26 protein-coding genes are annotated in these 23,440 nt (G+C 59.9%); 20 read left to right on the top strand and 6 right to left on the bottom strand.

Annotation, left to right across the window (positions count from 1 at the left end; genetic code table 11):
* Positions 1-122: 122 nt before the first annotated feature.
* The 6 genes from NE584_RS12970 (at position 123) to NE584_RS12945 (ending at position 4,916) form a co-directional block, all read left to right on the top strand.
* Positions 123-1,895 (top strand): oleate hydratase, encoded by a 1,773-nt coding sequence (locus tag NE584_RS12970; RefSeq protein WP_050622950.1) that lies wholly within the window; start codon positions 123-125, stop codon positions 1,893-1,895.
* 129 nt (positions 1,896-2,024) lie between these two features.
* Positions 2,025-2,405, top strand: coding sequence for a GntR family transcriptional regulator (locus tag NE584_RS12965; protein WP_256182987.1), 381 nt, complete (start codon positions 2,025-2,027; stop codon positions 2,403-2,405).
* Positions 2,402-3,289, top strand: coding sequence for an ATP-binding cassette domain-containing protein (locus NE584_RS12960; RefSeq protein ID WP_050622948.1), 888 nt, complete (start codon positions 2,402-2,404; stop codon positions 3,287-3,289). The genes NE584_RS12965 and NE584_RS12960 overlap by 4 nt, the downstream gene beginning before the upstream one ends.
* A 12-nt stretch (positions 3,290-3,301) precedes the next feature.
* Positions 3,302-3,964 carry a hypothetical protein gene (locus NE584_RS12955; protein WP_050622947.1) on the top strand — a complete coding sequence of 221 codons (663 nt, stop codon included), beginning with the start codon at positions 3,302-3,304 and terminating at the stop codon, positions 3,962-3,964.
* Positions 3,965-3,968: 4 nt separating this feature from the next.
* Entirely contained in the window at positions 3,969-4,694 is a 726-nt protein-coding gene (locus tag NE584_RS12950; protein WP_050622946.1) for a hypothetical protein, read from the top strand.
* A gap of 15 nt (positions 4,695-4,709) precedes the next feature.
* On the top strand, positions 4,710-4,916 hold the full coding sequence (locus NE584_RS12945; RefSeq protein ID WP_256182986.1) for a hypothetical protein: 207 nt from the start codon (positions 4,710-4,712) through the stop codon (positions 4,914-4,916).
* Positions 4,917-5,051: 135 nt separating this feature from the next.
* Here NE584_RS12945 and thrS read toward each other — a convergent pair whose 3' ends face one another.
* The 3 genes from thrS to NE584_RS12930 form a co-directional block, all read right to left on the bottom strand.
* Positions 5,052-6,815: a threonine--tRNA ligase gene (gene thrS / locus NE584_RS12940; protein WP_050622944.1), complete on the bottom strand. Its 1,764-nt coding sequence runs from the start codon at positions 6,813-6,815 to the stop codon at positions 5,052-5,054.
* 377 nt (positions 6,816-7,192) lie between these two features.
* Entirely contained in the window at positions 7,193-7,513 is a 321-nt protein-coding gene (locus NE584_RS12935) for a hypothetical protein (RefSeq protein ID WP_050622943.1), read from the bottom strand.
* On the bottom strand, positions 7,510-8,700 hold the full coding sequence (locus NE584_RS12930; RefSeq protein WP_256182984.1) for a hypothetical protein: 1,191 nt from the start codon (positions 8,698-8,700) through the stop codon (positions 7,510-7,512). The genes NE584_RS12935 and NE584_RS12930 overlap by 4 nt, the downstream gene beginning before the upstream one ends.
* Before the next feature lie 179 nt (positions 8,701-8,879).
* Between NE584_RS12930 and NE584_RS12925 the strand changes: the two genes are divergently transcribed.
* From NE584_RS12925 to NE584_RS12870, 12 genes are all read left to right on the top strand, one after another.
* Positions 8,880-9,515 carry a hypothetical protein gene (locus tag NE584_RS12925; RefSeq protein ID WP_050622941.1) on the top strand — a complete coding sequence of 212 codons (636 nt, stop codon included), beginning with the start codon at positions 8,880-8,882 and terminating at the stop codon, positions 9,513-9,515.
* 40 nt (positions 9,516-9,555) lie between these two features.
* Positions 9,556-10,242: a response regulator transcription factor gene (locus tag NE584_RS12920; protein WP_256182983.1), complete on the top strand. Its 687-nt coding sequence runs from the start codon at positions 9,556-9,558 to the stop codon at positions 10,240-10,242.
* A gap of 27 nt (positions 10,243-10,269) precedes the next feature.
* A complete protein-coding gene (locus NE584_RS12915) occupies positions 10,270-10,776 on the top strand; it encodes a hypothetical protein (RefSeq protein WP_050622939.1) in 507 nt (168 codons plus the stop codon).
* Positions 10,777-10,810: 34 nt separating this feature from the next.
* Positions 10,811-12,235 carry a cell wall metabolism sensor histidine kinase WalK gene (locus NE584_RS12910; RefSeq protein WP_242850272.1) on the top strand — a complete coding sequence of 475 codons (1,425 nt, stop codon included), beginning with the start codon at positions 10,811-10,813 and terminating at the stop codon, positions 12,233-12,235.
* Complete coding sequence (locus tag NE584_RS12905) at positions 12,232-12,486, top strand: GIY-YIG nuclease family protein (protein WP_050622938.1); 255 nt, start codon at positions 12,232-12,234, stop codon at positions 12,484-12,486. Before NE584_RS12910 ends, NE584_RS12905 begins: the two co-directional genes overlap by 4 nt.
* 536 nt (positions 12,487-13,022) lie before the next feature.
* The gene (locus NE584_RS12900; RefSeq protein WP_050622937.1) at positions 13,023-13,556 is read left to right on the top strand and encodes an RNA polymerase sigma factor; all 534 of its coding nucleotides are present in this window, start codon (positions 13,023-13,025) and stop codon (positions 13,554-13,556) included.
* Positions 13,553-14,239, top strand: coding sequence for a DUF4367 domain-containing protein (locus NE584_RS12895; protein WP_256182982.1), 687 nt, complete (start codon positions 13,553-13,555; stop codon positions 14,237-14,239). The genes NE584_RS12900 and NE584_RS12895 overlap by 4 nt, the downstream gene beginning before the upstream one ends.
* A 107-nt stretch (positions 14,240-14,346) precedes the next feature.
* A complete protein-coding gene (locus tag NE584_RS12890) occupies positions 14,347-14,790 on the top strand; it encodes a hypothetical protein (RefSeq protein WP_256182981.1) in 444 nt (147 codons plus the stop codon).
* 44 nt (positions 14,791-14,834) lie between these two features.
* Positions 14,835-16,109, top strand: coding sequence for a hypothetical protein (locus NE584_RS12885; RefSeq protein ID WP_050622934.1), 1,275 nt, complete (start codon positions 14,835-14,837; stop codon positions 16,107-16,109).
* Positions 16,110-16,131: 22 nt separating this feature from the next.
* Entirely contained in the window at positions 16,132-16,626 is a 495-nt protein-coding gene (locus NE584_RS12880; protein ID WP_050622933.1) for a hypothetical protein, read from the top strand.
* A 110-nt stretch (positions 16,627-16,736) separates the two neighbouring features.
* On the top strand, positions 16,737-16,889 hold the full coding sequence (locus tag NE584_RS12875; protein WP_256182980.1) for a DUF4367 domain-containing protein: 153 nt from the start codon (positions 16,737-16,739) through the stop codon (positions 16,887-16,889).
* Positions 16,890-16,988: 99 nt separating this feature from the next.
* Positions 16,989-17,342, top strand: coding sequence for a hypothetical protein (locus NE584_RS12870; protein ID WP_256182979.1), 354 nt, complete (start codon positions 16,989-16,991; stop codon positions 17,340-17,342).
* Between the two features lie 723 nt (positions 17,343-18,065).
* On the opposite strand, the gene NE584_RS12865 is transcribed toward NE584_RS12870, so the two are convergent.
* The 3 genes from NE584_RS12865 to yfbR form a co-directional block, all read right to left on the bottom strand.
* On the bottom strand, positions 18,066-19,424 hold the full coding sequence (locus NE584_RS12865; protein ID WP_050622930.1) for a PFL family protein: 1,359 nt from the start codon (positions 19,422-19,424) through the stop codon (positions 18,066-18,068).
* A gap of 75 nt (positions 19,425-19,499) precedes the next feature.
* Entirely contained in the window at positions 19,500-19,769 is a 270-nt protein-coding gene (locus NE584_RS12860) for an ACT domain-containing protein (RefSeq protein WP_050622929.1), read from the bottom strand.
* A 95-nt stretch (positions 19,770-19,864) separates the two neighbouring features.
* Positions 19,865-20,440, bottom strand: a complete 576-nt coding sequence (gene yfbR / locus NE584_RS12855; protein WP_082203480.1) for a 5'-deoxynucleotidase — start codon at positions 20,438-20,440, stop codon at positions 19,865-19,867.
* A gap of 186 nt (positions 20,441-20,626) precedes the next feature.
* Between yfbR and NE584_RS12850 the strand changes: the two genes are divergently transcribed.
* The gene (locus NE584_RS12850) at positions 20,627-21,238 is read left to right on the top strand and encodes a TetR/AcrR family transcriptional regulator (RefSeq protein ID WP_050622928.1); all 612 of its coding nucleotides are present in this window, start codon (positions 20,627-20,629) and stop codon (positions 21,236-21,238) included.
* A 222-nt stretch (positions 21,239-21,460) separates the two neighbouring features.
* Positions 21,461-22,996: a sodium/proline symporter gene (locus NE584_RS12845; protein ID WP_050622927.1), complete on the top strand. Its 1,536-nt coding sequence runs from the start codon at positions 21,461-21,463 to the stop codon at positions 22,994-22,996.
* Positions 22,997-23,440: the final 444 nt, after the last annotated feature.

The following is a 23,440-nucleotide window of genomic DNA, read 5'->3' as shown; positions in this document are numbered from 1 at the left end:
CCCCCCCCCCCCCCCCCCCCCCCCCCCCCCCCCCCCCCCCCCCCCCCCCCCCCTCTATCCATTGGCAGACAGGGCCGGGGGCGCTATACTGACCTCACAAACTCGATCTGGAGGTCATGGATATGTATTACAGCAGCGGAAATTACGAGGCATTTGCCCGCCCCCGTAAGCCGGAGGGCGTGGAACGGAAATCCGCCTGGCTGGTGGGTTCCGGCCTGGCCAGCTTGGCGGCCGCCTGCTTCCTGGTGCGGGACGGGCAGATGAAGGGGGAGAACATCCACATCCTGGAGGAGCTAAAGCTCCCCGGCGGGGCCTGCGACGGCATCCAGGACCCCACCCGGGGCTTCGTGATCCGGGGCGGCCGGGAGATGGAGAATCACTTCGAGTGCCTGTGGGACCTGTTTCGCTCCATCCCATCCCTGGAGCACCCGGAGAATTCTGTTTTGGACGAATACTACTGGCTGAACAAGGAGGACCCCAACTATTCTCTGTGCCGGGCCACGGTGGATCGGGGAAAGGACGCCCATACAGACGGGAAGTTCACTCTGAGCGACAAGGCCGCCCTGGAGATCATGAAGCTTTTCCTCACCCGGGACGAGGACCTGTACGACAGGACCATCACCGACGTGTTTACCGAGGAGTTCTTCCGCTCCAACTTCTGGCTCTACTGGCGGACCATGTTCGCCTTCGAGACCTGGCACTCTGCCCTGGAGATGAAGCTGTATCTCCAGCGGTTCATCCACCATATCGGCGGCCTGCCCGACTTCTCGGCCCTGAAATTTACCCAGTACAACCAGTATGAGTCCCTGATCCTGCCCATGGTGCACTACCTGAAGGAGCACAATGTGCAGTTTCAGTATGACACGCAGGTCACCAACGTGATCTTCGACATCGCCCCGGGCCGAAAGGTGGCAAAGCAGCTGGTGTGGGTCCGGGAGGGCCGGGAGGAGGTCAGGGAGCTCACTGAGGACGACCTGGTGTTCGTCACAAACGGCTCCTGTACGGAGAACTCCTCTCTGGGCAGCAACGACCGCGCCCCGGAGTTCCTCACTGAGCCGGTGGGGGGCTGCTGGCAGCTGTGGCGGAACATCGCTGCCCAGGACCCGGCCTTCGGCCGCCCGGACAAGTACTGCACCAAGCCGGGCCTTACCAACTGGGAGTCGGCCACCGTCACCACCCTGGACGACAAGATCCCGCCCTATCTGGAAAAGGTATGCAAGCGGGACCCCTTCTCCGGGAAGGTGGTCACCGGCGGTATCGTCACGGTGAAGGACTCCGCCTGGATGATGAGCTATACCTTCAACCGCCAGCCCCACTTCAAGGCCCAGCCGGAGGGGCAGCTGGTGGGGTGGATCTACGGCCTGTTCACCGATGTCCCCGGGGACTATGTGAAAAAGCCCATGCGGGCGTGTACCGGCCGGGAGATCTGCATGGAGTGGCTGTACCACCTGGGGGTGCCGGAGGAGGAGATCCCCCTGCTGGCGGAGCAGTCTGCCAGCACCATCCCCTGCATGATGCCCTACATCACCGCCTTCTTCATGCCCCGGACCCGGGGGGACCGGCCCGACGTGGTGCCGGAGGGCTGTGTGAACTTCGCCTTTATCGGCCAGTTCGCCGAGACGGCACGGGACACCATCTTCACCACCGAGTACTCCGTCCGAACCGGTATGGAGGCCGTCTACACCCTGCTGGACATCGACCGGGGGGTGCCTGAGGTGTGGGGGTCTTGCTACGATGTGCGCTGTCTGCTGGATGCCGCATCCAAAATGATGGACGGCAAAAAGCTGACGGAGATGGACCTGCCCTTCCTGTATGGATTCGTGGAGAAGAAGGCCCTGAAGCATGTGTCCGGGACCGTGATAGAGGAACTCCTCCTCCGCTACCACCTGATTTGATGTCTCCCGCCCCAGCCTGGTGCTGGGGCGGGACTTTTTTTGCCTTTTTTATTGACAAAAAGGGATATAGGTGATATGGTTAATTACACAAGTAATGAACCAATAAACCGAAGGACAGGAGGCGGTGAGATGCATGGGACCCTCAGCGATCAGTCACTGATCTATCTCCAGATCGCTCAGATGCTGGAGGACGACATCCTGCGGGGCGTCTACCAGGAGGAGGAGCAGGTGCCCTCCACCAATGAGCTCTCCCGGGTCTATCACATCAACCCGGCCACGGCGGCCAAAGGGCTCAACCTCCTCTCGGCGGAGGGGATCCTGTATAAGCGCCGGGGCATCGGCATGTTCGTGGCCCCGGGGGCGGAGCAGGCCGTGCGGGCCAAGCGGAAAGCGGCGTTTTACGACAGCTATGTGCGGCCCCTGGTAAAGGAGGGGGCCTCCCTGGCTGTGACCGGGGAAGAACTGCTGGCCATGGTGCGCCGGGCCATCGAGGAAGGAGAAGCCAAATGAATACAGGCATTTTGAAAGCGGAGGGGCTGTGCAAGTCCTATGGGAGCAAGCGGGTGCTGGAGGGGCTGGACCTGACCATCCAGCCGGGCAGGATCTATGGGCTGATCGGACGAAACGGGGCGGGTAAGACCACCCTGCTGGGCATCCTCACAGGCCAGAACACCAAGGACAGCGGGCAGGTGACCTGTGATGGAGAGCCGGTGTGGGAGAACTGCAGGGCGCTGGAGCAGATCTGCTTTTCCCGGGAGCTCCAGCCCACCCTGTTCTCAGGTCCCAACAACCAGAAGGTCCGGTACTACCTGAAGTCGGCCGCCATATTCTACCCCAACTGGGACCAGGAGTATGCCGACCGCCTGCTGAACGAGTTTCAGCTGGAACCAAAAAAGAAGATCAGTCAGCTGTCCAAGGGGCAGATGTCTATGGTGACCATCCTGATCGCCCTGGCCAGCCGGGCACCCATCACCATTCTGGATGAGCCGGCGGCGGGGCTGGATGTGGTGATGAGGGAGCGGTTCTATCAGCTGCTGCTGGAGGACTTTGCCCAGACGGGGCGGACCTTCCTGGTCTCTACTCACATCATAGAGGAGGCCGCCTCCGTCTTTGAGCAGGTCATCATCCTGGACCAGGGGCGCATCCTGGAAAACAGCCCCACAGAGGAACTGGTGGAGCAGTTCCGCTATATCTCCGGCCGGGAGGACGTGGTGGACCAGGCCTGTGCCGGCCTGGAGGTCCTCTCCGTCCAGCAGATGGGACGGCACAAGACCGCTGCCGTCCGGGGGAGCGACGCCCAGTTCCGTCAGGCCCGGCAGGCCGATGTGGATGTGTCCCCCATGAACCTTCAGAACGTGTTTGTGGCCCTGTGCGGCCACGGAGATGCCCAGTAAGGAGGGGAAGGTATGAGAAAGGAATTCCGCTTCCTGCTTCAGTCGGCCAGGATCAATCTGGCCCTGGTGGCGGGATATGCGGCGGTGCTCACCTTGGGAGCCATCCTGTTCCCGGCCCCGGAGGGCGAGCGAAATCTGTTCTACAATTATTTCATTTCCGCGCCCATCACCGTCTCGTTCATCCTGTTTATCATGAGCTTTTCCATGGGCGCAAACAACCTAAACATCTCCCTCACTCTGGGCGGGCGGCGGCGGGACTACTTCTGGGCCCTTCAGCCGGTTCTGGCGCTCTATGTAGGGACCAGCTGGGCCATCCAGCTGCTGATGTCGGCGGTGCCCAAGGCGCTCCGGTGGACCGATCCCTGGGGGTGGGATCTCTCACTGCTGGGAGGCTGGCCCCTGTGGGTGTACCCCCTGGTGTGCTGGACAGTCCTGGCCTTTGGGACCCTCTGCGGTCTGCTGATGGTAGAGTCCAGGGTATGGAGGGGGATCGTGGTTGCTCTGGCCGCAATGGTGATGACGGCAGCCCTGATTTTCCTGATGGTGATGGCGGCGGGGCCCAAGATCCCTCTGTGGGGCGATCTTCCCTATATCCTGGGGGGCGTTCTGGCAGTGGTCCTGGCGGTCAGCGAGTTCTTCCTGTGGCGTAGGATCACCCGTTTTTCTGTGAGGTGAGCATATGATGATGAAAATGATCCGGGCCAACTGGGTGGATCTGGCCCAGGGCTGCGGAGTGGTGGCGGGGATTTTCCTGGCCATCCACCTGATCACGGCGGGGGTGCTCTTCTGGGGCCATCCAGACAGCAGCGTCACCATCTCCGGGATCGCTCTGCCCGCGGCGGCGGGGCTGATGATCCTGGTCGTTACCGCCACCTATCTGGCCATCACCTTTGACCAAATGGTGCGCTTCAGCCTGACACGCCGCCGGGCACTGGGGCTGCTGATGGGGATGGCCGGGGCACAAGCGCTGTGCTCCATGGGGCTGGCCGCCCTGTTGACCTGGGTGGAGCGGGCCACGGCGCCCATGCTGTGGAAGGCCATTTCCGGCGCGGCGTCGGTGACGCTGGAGCGGAGCGGACAGGTGATCCCGGAGCTGGGGAGCACGGCGGCAGCGGAGGCGGTGCCCTCCCTGCTGGTGGTGGATATGTATTTGGAATGGTGGTGGTATCCAGCCATCGTCCTGGCCGCCATTGCGCTGGGGCTGATTATCGGAGGCGTGATCCAGCGCTTTGGAGGAAAAGGAGGCTGGTTCCTGTGGGCCATCTGGATGGCGGTCATCTTCGGTGATTCCCTCTTCGGCGGCTTTGTGTTCCTGAAGGATCTGGTCCCCCTGATGGTGGTCCTGCTGGCGGGGTCCCTGGTCTGGTCCGTGTGGTCCCTGCTCCACGCAGTGGTGAAAAACTGAAAGGAGGGGGAGGCCATGATACCGGCGGGTGCCATCCGAAAGAGAGTCATCATCAGGCAGTTCCTGGAGGCGGGGGCGGTCTCGGAGGAGACGGCCAGAACGCCGGAGGAGGCGGGGGTCTTCCAGGGGCTGGGCATCAAATTTGACCAGCTGGTGGAGCGGGGCGTTCTGGTCCCCTGTGCTGGAGGACGGTATTACGTGGACCAGTGCAAAAGCGGTTGAAAAAGGGAGGCGCTTCCGCCGGAAGCGCCTCCCTTTTTTCATTATGCCGGTATTCCCCGGCGCCGCAGTCATTTCCCGCGCCGGGACCAGACTTCTATGGTATCTAAGGGATGGATCGAATGCTCTGAAAGCCGCTTATTTGATGGCCTTGGTCCGCACGTCCTCGGCCAGAAGGGCCTGGAACTGGACGCAGGACATGGCGCCCAGGTCCTCACCGGAGCGCATGCGGACAGAGACGGTCTGACCCTCCATGTCCCGGTCGCCCACCACCAGCATATAGGGGACCTTCTCCATGGTGGCCTCCCGGATCTTCTTGCCGATCTTCTCGTTGCGGTGGTCCACCTCTACCCGGAAACCGGCCTCATCCAGGTCCTTGGAGATCTGGTCGGCGTACTGGGCGGCCCGGTCGGTGACAGGCAGGACCTTCACCTGGACGGGGGCGAGCCATGCGGGGAAAGCGCCGGCAAAGTGTTCGGTGATGACGCCGATGAACCGCTCGATGGAGCCCAGCACCACCCGGTGGATCATCACGGGGCGGTGCTTCTGGCCGTCCTCGCCGGTGTACTCCAGCTCGAAGCGCTCAGGCAGCTGGCTGTCCAGCTGGATGGTGCCGCACTGCCAGGTGCGGCCCAGGGAGTCGGCCAGATGGAAGTCCAGCTTGGGGCCGTAGAAGGCGCCGTCCCCCTCGTTGATGACGAAATCCTTGCCCATGGCGGTGATGGCGTTTTTCAGGATGTCCTGGTTGCGCTCCCACTCCTCCACGGTGCCGATGTGGTCCTCTGGCATGGTGGACAGCTCAATGGTGTAGCTCAGGCCGAAGACGGAGTAGACCTCGTCGAACAGGCGGACGGTCTCCTGGATCACGTCCTGCATCTGGTCCCGGGTCATAAAGACATGGGCGTCGTCCTGGTTGAAGCAGCGCACCCGGAACAGGCCGTGGAGGGCGCCGGACAGCTCGTGGCGGTGGACCAGGCCGATCTCGCCCACCCGCAGGGGTAGCTCCTTATAGGAGTGGGGCTGGCTGGCATAGACCAGCATCCCGCCGGGGCAGTTCATGGGCTTGACGGCGAAGTCCACATCGTCAATAACGGTGGTGTACATATTGTTCTTATAGTGGTCCCAGTGGCCGGAGCGCTCCCACAGCTGACGGTTGAGCATGATGGGGGTGGAGATCTCCACATAGCCGTACTTCTTGTGGACCTGACGCCAGTAGTCCAGCAGGGTGTTCTTCAGGGTCATGCCCTTGGGCAGGAAGAAGGGGAAGCCGGGGCCCTCGTCCCGGAGCATGAACAGGCCCAGCTCCTTGCCCAGCTTCCGGTGGTCCCGCTTCTTAGCCTCTTCGATCTTGGCCAGATAGGCGTCCAGCTCGTCCTTCTTTGGGAAGGCGATGCCGTAGATGCGCTGGAGGGTCTCCCGGTTGGAGTCACCGCGCCAGTAGGCGGCATTGCAGGCAGTGAGCTTCAGGGCGTTGCCCTTGATGCGGCCGGTGGAGTCCAGGTGGGGACCGGCGCACAGGTCGGTGAACTCGCCCTGCTTATAGAAGGAGATGTGGGCGTCTTCGGGCAGATCCTGGATCAGCTCCACCTTGAAGGGCTCTCCCTTCTCCTCCATAAATTTGACAGCCTCCTCCCGGGGCAGCTCGAACCGCTCCAGCTTCAGCTTCTCCTTGCAGATCTTCCGCATCTCGGCCTCGATCTGCTCCAGGTGCTCGGGCGTGAAGGCGAAGGGGGCGTCCATGTCGTAGTACCAGCCCTCGTCGATAGAGGGGCCGATGGCGAGCTTCACCTCGGGCCACAGGCGCTTGACCGCCTGGGCCATCACATGGGAGCAGGTGTGCCAGTAGGTCTGGCGGTACTCAGGGTTTTCAAAGGTAAATTCATTTTTGACTTCTTCGGACATCAAAATACCTCCTTGCGTCCGCGGGGGTGCGCAGGGCGCGCCCCCCAAAGGCTCTGAGGGGCAAAACAAAAGCGCCTCGCCCCTGAATCTCCATCAGGGGTGAGGCGCAGTAAGGCGCTCCACGGTTCCACCCTGCTTGCGGTTTTACAGAAAACCGCCGCTTGTGACCGCTGTAACGGGCGGGCCCGTCCCGGTCATCCCGGGCGGCTCAGGAGTGGTACCAGCCGCGGCAATGTCGCAGGACGCTTCCAGCCTTTGCGTCCCTCTCTGGGCGAGTCCCGCGGCCTCTTCTCCATCAGTGCTCATTTGACAAACGCACTATATCACCAAACGCCCGACCTGTCAAGTGGGGAATGGAAGAAGGAAAGGAGCCGATCTCAGCCCAGCACCTCGAAGAGCGCGCCCCACACGTAGTCCAGGTCCTCAAACCGGACAGAGGGGGCAAGGCGGAACACGGCGTCCTCCCCATCCTGAAGGACGGTGACACCCCAGTCCCGCTCCAGCCGGTCCAGCACCCCGCCGGTGTCCTGGCCGGGGAAGCGGGCGGTAACGGTGCCGGACGCCTCATCCACCCCCGTCACTCGGGGCCCGCCGGGGCCGAAGTCCTCCAGCCGGGCCTTCAAGTGCCGGGTCAGGCGGGCCACCCGGGCCCGGTCACCAGAGGGGGCTCCGGGCCGGGCCAGATCCACCCGCCTCACAGCTTGGTCTCCATCGGGGTACTGACCACGTACTCCCGATAGTTCAGCTGACGAAGCAGGGCGGGGAGAACATCCGCGGTCTGCCGGCTGTCATCCAGGGTAACATAGGCGCTGTTCAGGGCAGCCCGGCCCAGCTGGCGCAGAACGCCGTAGGAGTAGGAGGCGGCGCTCTGCTCCCCGTCCAGAGGAACGGCGTCCAGGCTCTCCTGCCAGCAGACCCAGCCCTCCGCCTCCAGCCCCTCCCACAGGGCCTCTCCGCAGTAGACATAGCGGGTGCAGCTGCGGGTCTGCTCCGCCAGGGCGCGGTTCCCTGCCTCCAGCTCCGCTCGGGCTCCCTCTGGGGTGCCGGCCTGGACAAGGATGCCAACGCTGTGCCCGGTGCCCAGCAGGCGGCGGACCATGTCCCCATGGACAGAGAGCTCCTCCGGGGCGAAGAAGAAGACGCCGGATTTTCCGGATTTCTCCAAAGTGGTGAGGATGCTGTCCAACGCCTCCCCCGTCTGGCAGCGGAAGGCCAGATAGGTGGGGATGGAGGTGGGGTCCAGCTCCTGGCCCGGGGGATCGGCGGGGACCGCTGGGGTGACGTCAGGGGTCTCAGGTTCCTCCACAGGGAGCAGGCTCTTTTGGTACTCCTTCAGCTGGAGGTTCATCTGGTTGCCGGCCGAGTCGATGAAGACCTCGTCGGTGAGGATGGAGCGCCGCCCGTTGGAGGCGGTGTCGTCCCGGTTCTTGATGCGGACCAGATAGCCGTAATCGGTGTGGAGATAGGAGCTCCGCAGCCCGAAAAAGTCCACCACGATGTTCAGGGGGAGGTAGATGCGGCCGTTGCGGGTGATGGCCCGGCCGCTGAGCAGCTCGCCGGTCTGCTGGTCCACGCAGATGCCGGAGTTCAGGTCAAAGACCAGGATGCCGCTGAGGCTGTAAAGGGTGATGGTGCCGCTGCTCTGGCTCTGAGTGAGGCTGACCCCCAGGGTCACGCCGTAGCTGGCGTTTGTGGCGCTGCCGTCGAACAGGGAGGCGGGCACGTAGAGGACGCCTCCGGACCAGAGGGGCATGGTGTCGGAGGCCAGGGGCAGCAGCTTGTTGTTCAGGGAGGTAAAGCACACCTCCTCCAAAGCCGAGGCGGGGGACAGCAGGGCCAGACACATGACCAGGGCGCACAGCAGGGCGCCGAGACGCTTTTTCAAGGGGCACACCTCCGTTTCCAGTTGATAAGGGGATTATAGCATAGTATAATGAGAATCACAAGCAGCCGCGGGAAAGGCGTGTTTTCATCCATTTTTAAGAAAGGCTAAAGGACACTTCAAGCCCGGGCGGTTATACTGACGTCAGAACAGGCAGACTGCCCGGAAAGGAGCGATTCAGGATGGAGATCACAGTGGAGATGGTAGAGCGCCTGCGGGAGAAGGCCCCCGTGTCCTACGCCCAGGCCAAGGAGGCCCTGGAGTACAGCGAGGGGAATCTGCTGGACGCCCTGATCTATCTGGAGGAGAAGGGGGCCATCCCCCAGGCGGAGGGGACCCGGTGGTCGGGCCGGGAGGAGAAGGAGTCCCAGCCCACGGCGGCCGAACTGGTGGTCCAGGAGACACCGGAGCCGGGAAAGAAAAAGAAGCACAGGAGCCCGCTGGGCGTGGTGGTGGTGTGGCCCAAGGGGGAGAAGCGACGGGGCCGCTCCCTGCGGGAGCTGCTGTCCCGGCTCTACCGGGTGCTGGTAGATAACGAGCTGGAGGTGTGGCGCCGGGATGAACCGGTGACCTCCCTGCCCCTGCTGATCCTGTTGATCCTGTTTGTGTTCGCCTTCTATGTGACCATTCCCCTGCTGCTGATCGGGCTGTTCTTCGGATTCCGCTACCGCTTTTCCGGCCCCGAGCTGGAGCGGGACAGCATCAACGACGTGATGGAGAACGTGGCCAGCACCGCCGCCGACATGGGGCGCCAGGTAATGGATGAGCTGCACCTCCAGTATGAGAAGCGGACCCGGGACCGGGACGGCAAGGAATAGATCTCCGGGGGAGTGCCCGGATGTTGAGGTGAGAGAGGATATGGAAGAAAAGATCCTTCTGGTGGAGGACGAGGAAAAGCTGGCTCGGATGGTGGAGCTGGAGCTGCGGTATGAGGGCTATCAGGTGGACAAGAGCTTCGACGGCCGCTCCGGCCTGGAGCGGGCCCTGTCGGGGGAGTACGACCTGGTGCTGCTGGACATCATGCTGCCCCAGCTGTCCGGCATGGAGGTGCTGCGCCGCCTGCGGAAGGAGGGGGTACAGCTCCCCGTCATCATGCTCACCGCCCGGGACAGCGTGGTGGACAAGGTATCCGGCCTGGACTCCGGGGCGGACGACTATATCACCAAGCCCTTCGCCATCGAGGAGCTGCTGGCCCGCATCCGGGCGGCCCTGCGGAAGCGGGGGAGCGGAGAGCGGCCGGAGGAGCCGCTGCTGTCCGCCGGTCCCCTGACCATGGACGTGGAGCGCCACACCGTGGCAGTGTCCGGGACGCCGGTGGAGCTGACCCGCCGGGAGTTCGACCTGCTCCACCACCTGCTGGAGAACAAGGGCAGGGTGCTCAGCCGGGAGGCCCTGCTGGACAGCGTGTGGGGATTCGACTTCGTGGGGGAGACCAACTCGGTGGACGTATATATCCGTTTCCTCCGCAGCAAGATCGACGAGGCCTTTGACATCAAGCTGATCCACACTGTACGGGGCGTGGGCTACGTCATCCGGGAGGAGTAAGGACGGGAAGAAGGGGAGCTGATTCATATGACGATCGTTTATACCTCCAAGACCGGTTTTACCCGGGAGTACGCCCAGATGCTGGGCCGGGCCGCCGGGCTGCCGGTCTGTGCCCTGGACGAGGCTACGGGAAAGGTGGGGCCCGGGAGCGACATCCTGTACCTGGGATGGCTGATGGCCGGGCATATCAGCGGCATCGACCACGCAGTTAAGCGCTTTCATGTCCGGGCCGCCTGCGGCGTGGGCATGACGCCGCCGGGGGACAAGGTGCTGCAGGACCTGGCCCGGTCCAACTATGTGCCAAACGCCCCCATCTTCTACCTTCAGGGCGGTTGGGCCCCGAAAAAGGTGGGGTGGCTCCAGCGCCGGATGGTAGGGATGGCCACCAGGGGGCTGCGGCAGTCCCTCCAGCAGAAGCGGGAGCGGACCCCTCAGGAACAGCGGCAGCTGGATCTGCTGCTCCGCGGGGGCAGCTGCGTGGCCTTCCGGAATCTGACGCCCCTGCTGGAGTGGCTGAAAAAGCAGGAGGGCTGACCGGCTGCGGCATGGAAGGAGAGGAGGGGGCCCGGTGGGAAAACGGGACATGAAGAACAAGACGCCCCCCAGCGGGGCCAAGTCCCAGTCGCTGGTCCTGCGGCTGAATACCCGGCTGTTTTTCCGGCAGCTGGGGATCTTTCTGTGTATGGACCTGCTGCTGGTGGTGCTGGCCCTGATGGGGCAGCTGATGTGGGCGGAAAAGCGCTGCGCGGACGTGGCCCAGCTGGTCCAGGAGCGGGGCGTGCCCACCGCGGAGGCCGTCCCCTGGATGGCGGCCAGCGACTACACCATCATCCCCCTGGACCGGGAGCCCAAGGGAGTGGACGTAGGGGAGCTGGGGTGGTTCTCTGGCGGGGAGGCAACAGCGGACGGCCTGCGCACCTATGTGCTGTTCTCCTACTACACCGTGGAACTGCCCAACGGCGGGGAGCCCTACGCCATTACGGTGGATCTGTCCGGGATCGGGCGGATGTTGAAGTGGGCGGGCTTTATCCTCCTCACGGTGCAGATCATCTCCCTGATCGCCAACCTGTTCCGCAATGCCGGGACTATCCGCCGCACCCTGAGGCCCATCCAGGAGCTGGCGGCCACTGCCGCCCGGCTCAACTCCATGACCCACATGTCCAGGCGGGAGCTGGAGGCCCTGGCCGGCGAGCTGAGCAAGATCAACGCCACCCACCTGGACAGCCGTATCGACCTGCCCGGCACCCAGAAGGAGCTGAAGACCCTGGCCAAGGCCATCAACGACATGCTGGACCGGGTGAACGCGGCCTACTCCGCGCAGATGCAGTTCGTCTCTGACGCCAGCCACGAGCTGCGCACCCCCATCGCGGTCATTCAGGGTTACGCCGCTCTGCTGGACCGGTGGGGCAAGGACGACCCGGAGGCCCGGCAGGAGGCCATCGACGCCATCCGCTCCGAGTCGGACGCCATGGAGCGTCTGGTGGAGCAGCTGCTGTTCCTGGCCCGGGGAGACAACGACACCCAGCCCATCCGGCCGCAGCTGATGGACCTGACCGCGGTGGCGGAGGACGTGCTGCGGGAGGAGCAGATGATCCACCCGGAGCGGGCCTTCCTGGCCCGGTGGCAGGGGCCGGTGGTGGTCCGGGCCGACCCGGGGCTGGTGAAGCAGGTGATGCGCATCCTGATGGACAACAGCGTCAAGTACAGCGGCCCGGAGGGGCGGGTCTATCTCCGGGTGTCGGCCCAGAAGGACTATGCCAGGGTCACGGTCCAGGACGAGGGGATGGGCATCGTGCCCCAGGCCATCCCTCATATCTTTGACCGCTTTTACCGCACCGACAGCTCCCGGGCCCGCCAGACCGGGGGGACCGGGCTGGGGCTGTCCATCGCCCGGTGGATCGTGGACCGCCACGGCGGCTGGTTCGAGGTGGTCTCCCGGGAGGACGTGGGCACCCGCATCACCTTTGTGCTCCCCCTGGAGGGGACGGCATGAGCTGGTGGGTCTATCTTCTCCGGTGCGGGGACGGCACCCTCTACACCGGGATCACCGACGATCTGGACCGCCGTCTGGCCGCCCACAACGCGGGCCGGGGAGCGAAATATACCCGGAGCCGCCGCCCGGTGACGCTGGTGTGGCGGGAGGAGCAGCCGGACAAGTCCGCAGCCCTGCGGCGGGAATACGCCGTCAAACAGCTGACCAGGGCCAAGAAGCTGGCTCTGATCGAAGGCGGGCCGCTTGTGTAGATGGTGTTTTAAGACCTTCACTGCTTATGGCGCTGAAACCAAGGATGTCCGTTCAGCTTCCGATGAACCTCTTGATTTGCCAAAATTCTAAAGTGAAGGTGAGCTTATGGAAAAACACAATCATTTTAGTGAACGGCGCTGCTTTGACACGAAACATACTGTTCTCCAGGCTTGATTTATCAAAAGACCCCGGCCCCTTCCGAATGGAAGGGGCCGGGGTTCTCATTTCTATTTAGCTCTTCAGCCTCTGCGTGAGAGCAGGGATGCGGCCGGCGGCGGCGATCATGCCGATGCTGGTACCGTCCGTTTGGGACGACCGATTTTGCCTTCTTCTTTATATTTGGGAATAGCCCTCATAATTGGTTATTTATGATATATCATATTCTGCCCTGGATCACAAACGCATTTTCTCCCAGAGTGTGTTGAGCTTTCATCAAAAAGCGTCTGTTTCACCCCAAAAGGTGCGATTTTCCGGAGCAGGATGACAGATACAGCTGGATATGGTAAAATAGGGGAGCCGATCTTAGGAGGGCGCCATGCTGATCTATTTGACCATGATCGAGGCGGAGGAGGACCGACACCGGTTTCTGTCCCTCTACCGCCGATACAAAAAGCTGATGCTGTATATCGCCCACGACATCCTGCACGACCCCCACGACGCGGAGGACGCGGTGCACGAGGCTTTTTTGCGCCTTGCGGAAATGATCGAGAAAATTCATGAAATTGACTGTCCTGAAACCAGGTCTCTGATCGTTATGATTACAAAGAGCAAAGCCATCGACCTGTACCGGAAGAAAAAGCGGCGGGCGGGGACGGTCCCACTGGAGGACTGGACCGCCGCCGCACCACCCCAGGCCGAGGGTGTGGAGCGGGGGGACGGGGTGGCCCGGGCCATTGCGGCCCTGCCCCGGCGTGAACGGGATGTGCTGCTGCTGAAATACGACCAGGGATATGGCAATTCCGAGATCGGGAAACTTCTGGGCCTGCGGCCGGATCACATATCCCAGATCGCCCACCGGGCCAAAGAGCACCTGCGCAAAAATTTGGAGGAAATGGGGGTGGAGGTATGACCGATCAGGAGCTGGACCGCCTTTTGTACGCCCACGCCGGGGCGGCCCGGGACCTTGTGCTGGCCCAGCTGCCCCCGGAGGGCGAGCTGCCCGACATCCCCACCTCCCCCCGGTTCCAGCGGCGCATGAAGGCCCTCATCCGCCGGGCCGACCGCCCGGGCTGGGCCAAGGCCGCCCTGCGCTGTGCCCGCCAGGCGGCGGTCATCCTTCTGGTGTGCGGGACCCTCACCTTCTCCAGCCTGATGGTCACCTCCCAGGCCTTCCGGACCCAGGTCATCGCGGTCATCACCCAGGTGTTCCAGGAGTTCACCGAGTTCCGCTTCTCCGCCCGGGAGGAAACGGCGCGCAGGGCCGGGGACGTCGCCCTGACCTATCTGCCCGAGGGCATGGAGGAAATCCGCCGGAGCGGCAATCATATCAGCCTCCACATCTTCTTTGAGGACGCGACAGGAAACACCATGCGGCTGACCCACACCGTCATCGGCGATAAAACCTCTCATGTTTCGATGCTGGACACCGAGGACGCGGAGGTGGAGCAGTTCTATATCCAGGGTGAACAGGCTACCGCTATCTCCAAGGGACTGGACCACACCATTCTCTGGACCAGCGGAAACAGCGTCTATCTGCTCACCGGGACCATCGCAATGGACGAATTGAAGCTGGTGGCTGCGGGGGTCCAATGACCCAGTAAAAACTTTTGAAAAAATTTTTGGATTTTTTTGCGTTAACTGTCAAAAACAGCCTCCCCCCGTCGTTATGATATATGAACGCACGGAGGGAGGTGATTTTTATGCGTATCAAAGCAAGCAAGCTGCTGGCGGCGGTGCTGGCCCTGTGCCTGACTCTGGGGACCGCCCCCGCCGCCAGCGCCGCCGCTCTGCCCCAGTCGGCTCCCGGCAGCCAGGACATTACCCCATATTTCCTGTACATTAAGGGGCAGGACTGTATCCTGGATATCTCAGGGCGGACGGCATACATCAACGCCTGGGTCAGTGGACAAACCAGCGTGGCCACCAAGTGCAAGGTCCGGGCGGAGCTGCAGGAAAAGTCGGGCACTTACGCCTGGACCACTGTGGATTTCTGGACTGACCAGCAGAATGGAACCTGGGCCGAGGTGGACGAGACAGCGGCTGTGACCTCCGGTAAGACCTACCGGGTCAAGGTGACCGTCACCGTCTGGGCCGGGAGCCAGTCGGAGAGCCAGACCTTCTATTCCGACGAGGTGGAAGCGTAAGGCACACAACCAAACTCAAATGAATAAATGTCAGGAGGTTCTGTATGAAAAAGCAATTCGTAAGTATCCTCGCCGCAATAACCATCTTATGTAACTTGTGTTTTACAGAAGTTTACGCATTTGAGGATAGTACCTCGGCTTTGAAAGAATTTACGTTAACTGAGAACACCACATTTTTTAAATCATCCCATAGCACCGTAGCCCAGGATGATTCAGAGAACTACGCCAATATAAGTATTGACTCGGCTGGACAGGTTGCCTCTATTACGTTTTCTATCGATGAGCACGTCTATACCGTCAATATGACCGGTATGCTTGACGCAATCTCCTCTGGAACAAACACCGGATATGTTGGTGTATTTGAAGGCACATTTGATCCCGATTCAAATGACCCCACTTTTGCACCCTTATCTAAATCTGATTTACCCATTATTGCCGATATTGTATTCACGGGAAATGAATCCTTCTGTGCTTTGACTTTTGGAGATGCCTCCGAAAATAAGAACCCCATAATTTATCATTTTGGCATTTATTCTGACTCCATTCGTAATATCTCCAAGGCATACATAGTCAGCCTTGAAAACGATAATATCGCCATTGCCGCCAAGAGTACTTCCCGTGCCACCGTTGATGCAGAAATGCGTGTGCAAGATTACGCCGCAATTAAAAGCGGTACATACTCTCTGGGTGAAGTCAGTATTTTTCATGCAAATCAATTGCGAAACCAAAATACTATGACTGTGGCTGCAAAAGTAAATTCTGATAAAGATAATGCGGTTTCGTACATTAACACCAGCTTAGGTTATCCTGCTAGCAAGTACACCGTAGTTGCCTACCCTGATACAGCGTATATCTCTATTCAGGGAAATCATTCAAATTTCCATGCAGCGTCCGGTAGCATCACTCCCGACAATAACGAGACCCGTGTTAGTCTTCCCATCTATTTTTACGCTGGAGAATTCCTTGGCATACAATCGGTATCCCTATCTCTTGTAACTAGTAAGACCTCCGTTACTACTTCTCCTTATGGTTCAAACTCTCCCCATGATGATAACAAGGTATCTTGGGAAATCTATCGCCAAGGTGGTTTCAATGCAGATGGCTCTTATGAAGATAAAACAGGTATCGGTGTAAAAGCGAGCTATCAGTTCGAAGGTACCGTACAAAATTCTATGTACACCTCCCTTACTACGACTGGCAAGCTCCGTTACACCTATGTGGTAGAAGAAAAGAGTTCTTCTGGAAACACGGATGCTTTTGTTTATCATTTTACGACAGCAAGCAAATCCCTCTATACTGATGTTGAGATTCTGCCTTGATTAAGGTATGAATGTGCAAAATATGATCAAAAAATGCGTCTTCCCTTTGACCCTGTTTCTTCTCTTGATCTTCTGTTTGTTCACCGGAAAACAGCTTTCTCAGTTTTCTGATTTAGACAGCGCAGATTTAATTCCCAAACAATGTGAAATTGGAGTGATTTTCGAATATCAGAACGATCTCCCCGATTCCTTTAAAATCAATGACGGAAACAGCCTGGCTAGGTATTTTAACTCCCTGAGATTGGAAAAAGCTGATTCCGATTTTGATGAACCATGGGTTTTCCGTATCACGTTTTCTTCTGCGCTGGGCGGTTTTGGTGCTGTCAGTGGCGAATATGTTTCGATCCCCCCCGATGCTGAGACCCTGACTGTTTTAGTCGGCGATAGCAAAATGCTGATTGGAGATGTCTCTTACAGGCTTCCTTCTCCCGATTTCCTGGATATCTTAGAAGTAAAATACAATTATTTTAGTGAACGACTCTACTTTGATACCAAACACACTGTTCTCCAAGATTGATTAAGACCCCCCGGGCCCTTTCATTTGGAAGGGCCCGGGAAGGGGCATTTTTATTTGGTTTTTCAGGCTCTGTATCGGCGATAAAACTGCTCATGTTTTGGGGTGGACAGGTGAAGCAGTTCTTCACCCACGGCGAGCAGGCCGCCGCTATCTCCAAGGGACTGGACCGCACCATCCTCTGGACCACCGGAAACTCCGTCTATCGGCTCACCGGGACCATTTCAATGGATGAATTGAAGCAGGCAGCTGAAGCGATCCAATGAGCCAAAAAAACGTTTCACAAAAATTTCCGGATTTTTTCTTCCCTTTCAACTCCCTCCGCCGGTATAATAGATAGATCGATACGAAGGGGGGGTTTTAGTATGGCAGGACAGATGTTCTCAAAAAACAATTTCAAAAATCTTTTTCTGCTCTTTTTTATCATCTGCCAGTTTGGCGCAATAGTTTCCGACAGCCATATCTGGGACTGGGGCGTTTATCTGGCCCTGAATATTCTGATCGTTCTGTACGTCTATCTGCGTCCAGGTGAAACACGCACGAAGTCCTCCCAGCAAAAACTCCTGATCGCCGTGCTGATCCACACCGCAGTCATCATATCCACACTCTGGCGCGCCTATCGGGTCAGTTTTATCATGGATATCTTTTTTGATATTTTGGACTTCTGGGCAATTTTGGGATTTATTCTGATCCTGAAATTTGGCTTGTCAAAGAGATAGAACTGCTGCCGGGATGTAAGAGAACGGAACGGTCGCACAAAACCAGTATGGCAAACACATAGTCATACAAATTTTCAGAAGGTTTATCTTAACGGATTCGCTTCAATGGAATATTCAGCGGTCTATCCCAGCAAGGGCAGGCCGCTGAATATTTTAAAAATACAGAAACTATAACTGCACATCTGTTCCGCCGGGTGCAGGGTGAGTCCTATGAAATTTATTATGGAATTATTTACCCTCCTAAGTTATTGTATCCCTTTCGTCACAATACCTGTATTCGCGGTAAGTGCCATCTTGATGATACGTACTTTTTTTGCTGAGCAGGCTCCCGAGCAAAGTAAGAAAAGGAGACGGTATCTTGGTTACATGCTGGTCTCCTTTCTTTTTTTCTGCCCTATTTTTTGGGGGGGAGTTTACTTCTCATTTTACTGTATCCCTTTCTTCACAATACCTGCATTTGTAATAAGTGCCATTTTGATGATACGTACTTATTTTGTTGAGCAGACTCCCGAGGAAAGTAGAAAAAGGAGACGGTATCTTGGCTGTATGCTGGTCTCTTTTCTCCTTTTCCTGCTCTTTTTTGGGGGAGTTATCTTAATGCTGTCATGTGTGATCGATTGATTTTCAAAGGAGTTTAGTAAGCAACTTGCGATTTACATAAAATTATGGTGAATTGTCATCTGGACAACTCACCATAATTTTTTAACCACTGATTCTTTTTATTTAGTTTTTCAGGCTCTGCATCGGCGCCGGAATTCTGCCGCCCCGGTCCACGAAGGCCTTGGCGGAGAAGGGATGGACCGGCTGTACCGGGGCGGAGCCCAGCAGGCCGCCGAACTCCACCGTGTCCCCCACCTGTTTGCCGGGGGCGGGGATGAGGCGGACGGCGGTGGTCTTGGAGTTGACCATGCCGATGGCTGCCTCGTCAGCGATGATGGCGGAGATGGTCTCGGCGGTGGTGTCCCCGGGGACGGCGATCATGTCCAGACCCACCGAGCACACGCAGGTCATGGCCTCCAGCTTGTCCAGGGTGAGGGCCCCGGAGCTGGCAGCGGCGATCATGCCCTCGTCCTCGCTGACGGGGATGAAGGCGCCGGACAGGCCGCCCACCGAGGAGGAGGCCATCACGCCCCCCTTCTTCACCGCGTCGTTGAGCAGAGCCAGGGCGGCGGTGGTGCCGTGGGTGCCGCACACCTCCAGCCCCATCTCCTCCAGGATGCGGGCCACGCTGTCCCCCACAGCGGGGGTGGGGGCCAGGGAAAGGTCCACGATGCCGAAGGGGGTGTCCAGGCGGCGGCTGGCTTCCTGGGCCACCAGCTGGCCCATGCGGGTGATGCGGAAGGCGGTCTTTTTGATGGTCTCGGCCACCACATCGAAGGGCTGGCCCTTCACGCTCTGAAGGGCGTGGTACACCACGCCGGGGCCGGAGACGCCCACGTTGATGACCCGCTCCGGCTCGCCCACGCCGTGGAAGGCGCCGGCCATGAAGGGGTTGTCCTCCACAGCGTTGCAGAACACCACCAGCTTGGCGCAGCCGAAGCCGCCCCGGTCCGCGGTGCGCTCCGCCAGCTCCTTGATGGTGCGGCCCATGAGGGCCACCGCATCCATGTCGATGCCCGCCTTGGTGGAGCCCACGTTGACGGAAGAGCACACCAGGTCGGTGGTGGAAAGAGCTTCTGGGATGGAGGCAATGAGCTTCCGGTCTGCGTCGGTCATGCCCTTCTGGACCAGGGCGGAGAAACCGCCGATGAAGTTGACGCCGGTAGCTTTGGCCGCCCGGTCCAGGGCGGCGGCAAAGGGGGCGTAGTTGTCTGTCTCCGCCGCAGCGGCCACCAGGGCGATGGGGGTGACGGAGATGCGCTTGTTGACGATGGGGATGCCGAATTCCTTCTCGATGGCCTCGCCGGTGGCCACCAGATTTTCGGCGCAGCGGGTGATCTTGTCGTAGATGGCGTCACAGGCCTGCCTGGGGTCGCTGCGGGCGCAGGACAGCAGGGAGATGCCCATGGTGATGGTGCGCACGTCCAGATGCTGCTGGTCGATCATCTGGATGGTCTGCATGATCTCGTGTTGATTGAGCATAGTTTCCTCCTGTAAAAGGCGGTGTGGCCCCGCGGGGATCGCGCTGGGCGGCCGGTCCGCGGCGGTCCTCCGCCCTCAGATTCGGTGCATGGCGTTGAAGATGTCCTCCCGCTGGATGCGGATGGACAGCCCCTGTTCCCTGCCCGCCTGCTCCAGCAGGTCGGACATCTCGCCGATGGAGGCGGTGCAGGCGGAGAGATCCACCAGCATGACCATGGTGAAGTATTCCTGGAGCACGGTCTGGCTGATGTCCAGGATGTTGATGCTGTGCTGGGCCAGCAGGGCGCAGACGGCGGCAGTGATGCCCACCTTGTCCCGGCCGATGACAGTGACGATGGCCTTCATAGAAGACTTCCTTTCCACAGTAAATTTTGAGGAATGCGGAGAGACGGGGGAGGAGAAAGCCGCTGCGCGGCGGGGCCGGAGGCAGGCGCTGCTCCTCAGCTCAGCTCGTCCAGAGTGAGCTCAAAGCCGGGGAGGAACTCCTCCATAAAGCAGCGCAGGGCGGGCAGCGGGTTCTGAAGGAGCGCGGCGTAGGTCTGCTCCTTGGCCTTGCGGAACTCGGTGTTCCCCGCCTTCAGCTCCTCCAGGCACTTGAGGTAGGCGGAGAGCTTGTCCGCCGCCTTTACCAGGTCCCGCACATGGGGGTCCGGGATGGTGATGGCCTCGTCATAGGCGGGGCGCAGGTCGGGGGGCAGCATGGACAGCAGCTTCTGCTCCGCTACGGCCTCTACCGCCTTGTAGGCGGTCTGGATGTCCGGGTTGTCGTACTTGATGGGGGTGGGCATATCGCCGGTAAGGATCTCACTGGCGTCGTGATACAGGGCCGCCACCGCCACCACGCCCGGGTCGGTCTGCCCGCTGAAGCGCTCGTTCTCAATGACGGCCAGGGCATGGGCCAGCACTGCCACCATGTGGGAGTGCTCCTGGACGTTCTCAGGGTCGGTGTTGCGCATCAGGCCCCAGCGGCTGATGTAGCGCATCCGGGCGATCATGGGGAAGAAATGATAGGGCACGGGGCGCCCCTCCCTCTGTTGAGATAAAAGTTATTTTATCATAGCCCGCCCCGGATGTAAACTGTTAAAAGGGGAGGCGGGGCGGCAGTTGACGGATGGGCGGGAATCGGAGATAATAGATCAAAGGCTCAGGGTCTGCCGCTTCCGGGGCGGAGGGGGCCAGGGGCCGGAAAGGGGAGAGCCGCGATGGCAAAGAAAAATTCCCGCAATACCAAGGGGCGCATCATCCAGGCGGCATGGCAGCTGTTTTACCAGCAGGGCTATGACGATACAACGGTGGAGGAGATCATCGAGGCATCCGGCACCTCCCGGGGCTCCTTTTACCACTATTTCGAGGGCAAGGACGCCCTGCTCTCCTCTGTCTCATTCCTGTTCGATGAGAAGTATGAGGAGCTGATGGCCTGCATGGACCCGGAAAAGGACCGGTTCGAGGTGCTGATGGAGCTGAACCGGGAGCTGTTTGCCATGATCGAAAACTCCATCTCCCTGGACCTGCTGGCCCGGCTGTACTCCTCCCAGCTGGTCACCCGGGGGGACAAGCATCTGCTGGACCACAACCGCACATATTACAAGCTGCTGCGGCAGATCGTCCTTCAGGGGCAGCAGCGGGGAGAGCTGAGGGGAGATGTGACGGTAAATGAGATGGTGCGGGTCTACGCCCTGTGCGAGCGGGCCCTCATCTACGACTGGTGCCTGTCCGGGGGGGACTACTCCCTGCTCCAGTACGGCAGGATCATGATGCCCATGTTTTTGGGAGGATTTCGGACAAGTCAAAAGAATTTTGTACAAAATATCTAAAGGATGATTTTAGAAAGTGTACGGCTGAAATCCCGCAGTATAAAAGAGAAAAATGGGAAATAGAGAGAACACAGTATAGAATTTATTCTATACTGTGTTCTGTATTTTGTTCTTAAGATCTCCATGCTATAATAAAAAAACGCCGTGCGCTGCCGGCAGCCGTCCTGCTCCTGCTTTGTGTGTGGGGGAGCCGGAGGGTAACAGAATATGAGGAGAGATACTATGACCATTTCGCAGATCTGCATCTGCCTGGCCATCGCGGTCTATCTGATCGCCATGCTGGGCGTAGGCGTCTGGTTCTCCAAACGCAACAACTCCGTAGACGACTTCTATCTGGGGGGGCGGAAGCTGGGCCCCTTCGTCACCGCCATGAGTGCGGAGGCCAGTGACATGTCCTCCTGGCTGCTGATGGGGCTGCCCGGCGTGGCCTACCTCTCCGGCCTGGCGGAGGCCAGCTGGACCGCCATCGGACTGGCTGTGGGCACCTATCTGAACTGGCTCATCGTGGCGCGGCGCATCCGCCGCTACTCCCACCAGATCGACGCCATCACAGTGCCCCAGTTCTTCTCCAAGCGCTGGGGGGATGAGCGAAACCTGCTCTCCGCCATCGCCGCCGTGGTCATCATGATCTTTTTCGTGCCCTATCTGGCCTCCGGCTTCTCCGCCTGCGGAAAGCTGTTCGCCTCCCTGTTCGGCATCAACTATGTTTCCGCCATGCTCATCAGCGCCGCTGTCATCGTCATCTACACGGTCATGGGCGGGTTCCTGGCGGCCAGCTTTACCGACCTGGTCCAGTCCATTATCATGACGGTGGCCCTGGTGGTGGTGCTGGGCTTCGGCGTGGCGCAGGCTGGCGGCATGGAGGCGGTGATGGACAACGCCCGCTCTCTGGCGGGCTACCTGTCCCTGGTCAACATCCACGACCCGGCCACCGGGGGCTCTGCCCCGTACAGCCTGCTCACCATCTGCTCCCTGCTGGCCTGGGGCCTGGGCTACTTCGGCATGCCCCACATCCTGCTGCGCTTCATGGCGATTGAAGAGGAGAAAAAGCTGGCCCTCTCCCGGCGGGTGGCCACTACCTGGGTAGTCATCTCCATGGGCGTGGCGGTGTTTATCGGTGTGGTAGGCAACGGCATGACAAAAGCGGGGGCCATGGAGCAGCTGTCCGACGCGGAGACAATCATCGTACAGATCGCCAACCTGATCAGCTGCTACGGTGTTCCAGCCGCTCTGCTGGCCGGCGTGATCTTGGCGGGTATCCTGGCCGCCACCATGTCCACTGCCGACTCCCAGCTGCTGGCCGCCTCCTCCTCTGTCTCCCAGAACCTGGCGGTAGAGTTCTTCCACCTGAAGATCAGCGGAAAGAAGAGCGTGCTGGTGGCCCGGAGCACCATGGTGGTCATCTCCCTGATCGCAGCATTCCTGGCCCGAGACCCGGACAGCTCTGTCTTCCGGGTGGTCTCATTCGCCTGGGCGGGCTTCGGCGCCGCCTTCGGGCCGGTGGTGCTCTTTGCTCTGTTTTGGAAGCGGTCCAACAAGTGGGGGGCACTGGCAGGGATGGTCACCGGCGGCGTGATGGTCTTCGTGTGGAAGTATCTGGTGGCTCCTATGGGCGGCGCGCTGGCCATCTATGAGCTGCTGCCCGCTTTTCTGTGCGCCTGCGTGGCCATCGTGATGGTCAGCCTGCTGACCCCCGCCCCGGAGCAGAGCATCCTAGAGGCTTTTGAGTGCTTTAAGTCCAAGCAAAAGCAGAAATAACGATAGAGGAAAAAGCCTCGCAGAGTTCGCGCCCGCAGGCGCGAATCCAGTTGTGATCTGTTTTCGCCGGCGGCATGTGCGTCGGGGAAAACACTTCTCAGGCTGCAAGTGTGGGGTTTGTCCGCTTGCGGCGGACCAATCCCGCGCGCGGCAGGCTGCTGCTTTCTCAAAAAAGTGGCAAAGCCGCTTTTTCGACAGTCTCAGGAAAAGGGCCTTTGGCCCTTTTTCTTTTTGTCCCAGCGCGGGTCTTAGAGGAGTTTTTTGGAAAAAGTAAGAGCGGATCGCCCTGGAGTGGGGAAGGACATCCGGCAGCTGAACCCAGGAAGGAGTGTGTCTGGGAAGCGAGCCCTGGAGACTGCCCTTGTAAGAGAGAGCGGCGGACCCGCTGGGCCCTGCGGGGGGGCGGACTGTAGGACCGGCTCGCCGAGTTGCAGCGCCTGGCCT

It is taken from the genome of Clostridium sp. DFI.5.61, assembly GCF_024462915.1.
In the GTDB taxonomy this organism is placed as follows: domain Bacteria; phylum Bacillota; class Clostridia; order Oscillospirales; family Oscillospiraceae; genus Lawsonibacter; species Lawsonibacter asaccharolyticus.
This window is presented reverse-complemented; position numbering and strand designations above follow the sequence as displayed.

Excerpts from the sequence above, each read along its gene's own strand:
- NE584_RS12880 (WP_050622933.1), top strand. The coding sequence starts at position 16,132 with ATGATCAAAAAATGCGTCTTCCCTTTGACCCTGTTTCTTCTCTTGATC.
- thrS (WP_050622944.1), bottom strand. The coding sequence starts at position 6,815 with ATGTCCGAAGAAGTCAAAAATGAATTTACCTTTGAAAACCCTGAGTAC.
- NE584_RS12870 (WP_256182979.1), top strand. The coding sequence starts at position 16,989 with ATGGCAGGACAGATGTTCTCAAAAAACAATTTCAAAAATCTTTTTCTG.
- NE584_RS12950 (WP_050622946.1), top strand. The coding sequence starts at position 3,969 with ATGATGATGAAAATGATCCGGGCCAACTGGGTGGATCTGGCCCAGGGC.
- NE584_RS12890 (WP_256182981.1), top strand. The coding sequence starts at position 14,347 with ATGCGTATCAAAGCAAGCAAGCTGCTGGCGGCGGTGCTGGCCCTGTGC.
- NE584_RS12845 (WP_050622927.1), top strand. The coding sequence starts at position 21,461 with ATGACCATTTCGCAGATCTGCATCTGCCTGGCCATCGCGGTCTATCTG.
- NE584_RS12915 (WP_050622939.1), top strand. The coding sequence starts at position 10,270 with ATGACGATCGTTTATACCTCCAAGACCGGTTTTACCCGGGAGTACGCC.
- NE584_RS12955 (WP_050622947.1), top strand. The coding sequence starts at position 3,302 with ATGAGAAAGGAATTCCGCTTCCTGCTTCAGTCGGCCAGGATCAATCTG.
- NE584_RS12900 (WP_050622937.1), top strand. The coding sequence starts at position 13,023 with ATGCTGATCTATTTGACCATGATCGAGGCGGAGGAGGACCGACACCGG.
- NE584_RS12945 (WP_256182986.1), top strand. The coding sequence starts at position 4,710 with ATGATACCGGCGGGTGCCATCCGAAAGAGAGTCATCATCAGGCAGTTC.
- NE584_RS12860 (WP_050622929.1), bottom strand. The coding sequence starts at position 19,769 with ATGAAGGCCATCGTCACTGTCATCGGCCGGGACAAGGTGGGCATCACT.
- NE584_RS12850 (WP_050622928.1), top strand. The coding sequence starts at position 20,627 with ATGGCAAAGAAAAATTCCCGCAATACCAAGGGGCGCATCATCCAGGCG.
- NE584_RS12895 (WP_256182982.1), top strand. The coding sequence starts at position 13,553 with ATGACCGATCAGGAGCTGGACCGCCTTTTGTACGCCCACGCCGGGGCG.
- NE584_RS12865 (WP_050622930.1), bottom strand. The coding sequence starts at position 19,424 with ATGCTCAATCAACACGAGATCATGCAGACCATCCAGATGATCGACCAG.
- NE584_RS12970 (WP_050622950.1), top strand. The coding sequence starts at position 123 with ATGTATTACAGCAGCGGAAATTACGAGGCATTTGCCCGCCCCCGTAAG.
- NE584_RS12925 (WP_050622941.1), top strand. The coding sequence starts at position 8,880 with ATGGAGATCACAGTGGAGATGGTAGAGCGCCTGCGGGAGAAGGCCCCC.
- NE584_RS12905 (WP_050622938.1), top strand. The coding sequence starts at position 12,232 with ATGAGCTGGTGGGTCTATCTTCTCCGGTGCGGGGACGGCACCCTCTAC.
- NE584_RS12965 (WP_256182987.1), top strand. The coding sequence starts at position 2,025 with ATGCATGGGACCCTCAGCGATCAGTCACTGATCTATCTCCAGATCGCT.
- NE584_RS12920 (WP_256182983.1), top strand. The coding sequence starts at position 9,556 with ATGGAAGAAAAGATCCTTCTGGTGGAGGACGAGGAAAAGCTGGCTCGG.
- NE584_RS12960 (WP_050622948.1), top strand. The coding sequence starts at position 2,402 with ATGAATACAGGCATTTTGAAAGCGGAGGGGCTGTGCAAGTCCTATGGG.
- NE584_RS12885 (WP_050622934.1), top strand. The coding sequence starts at position 14,835 with ATGAAAAAGCAATTCGTAAGTATCCTCGCCGCAATAACCATCTTATGT.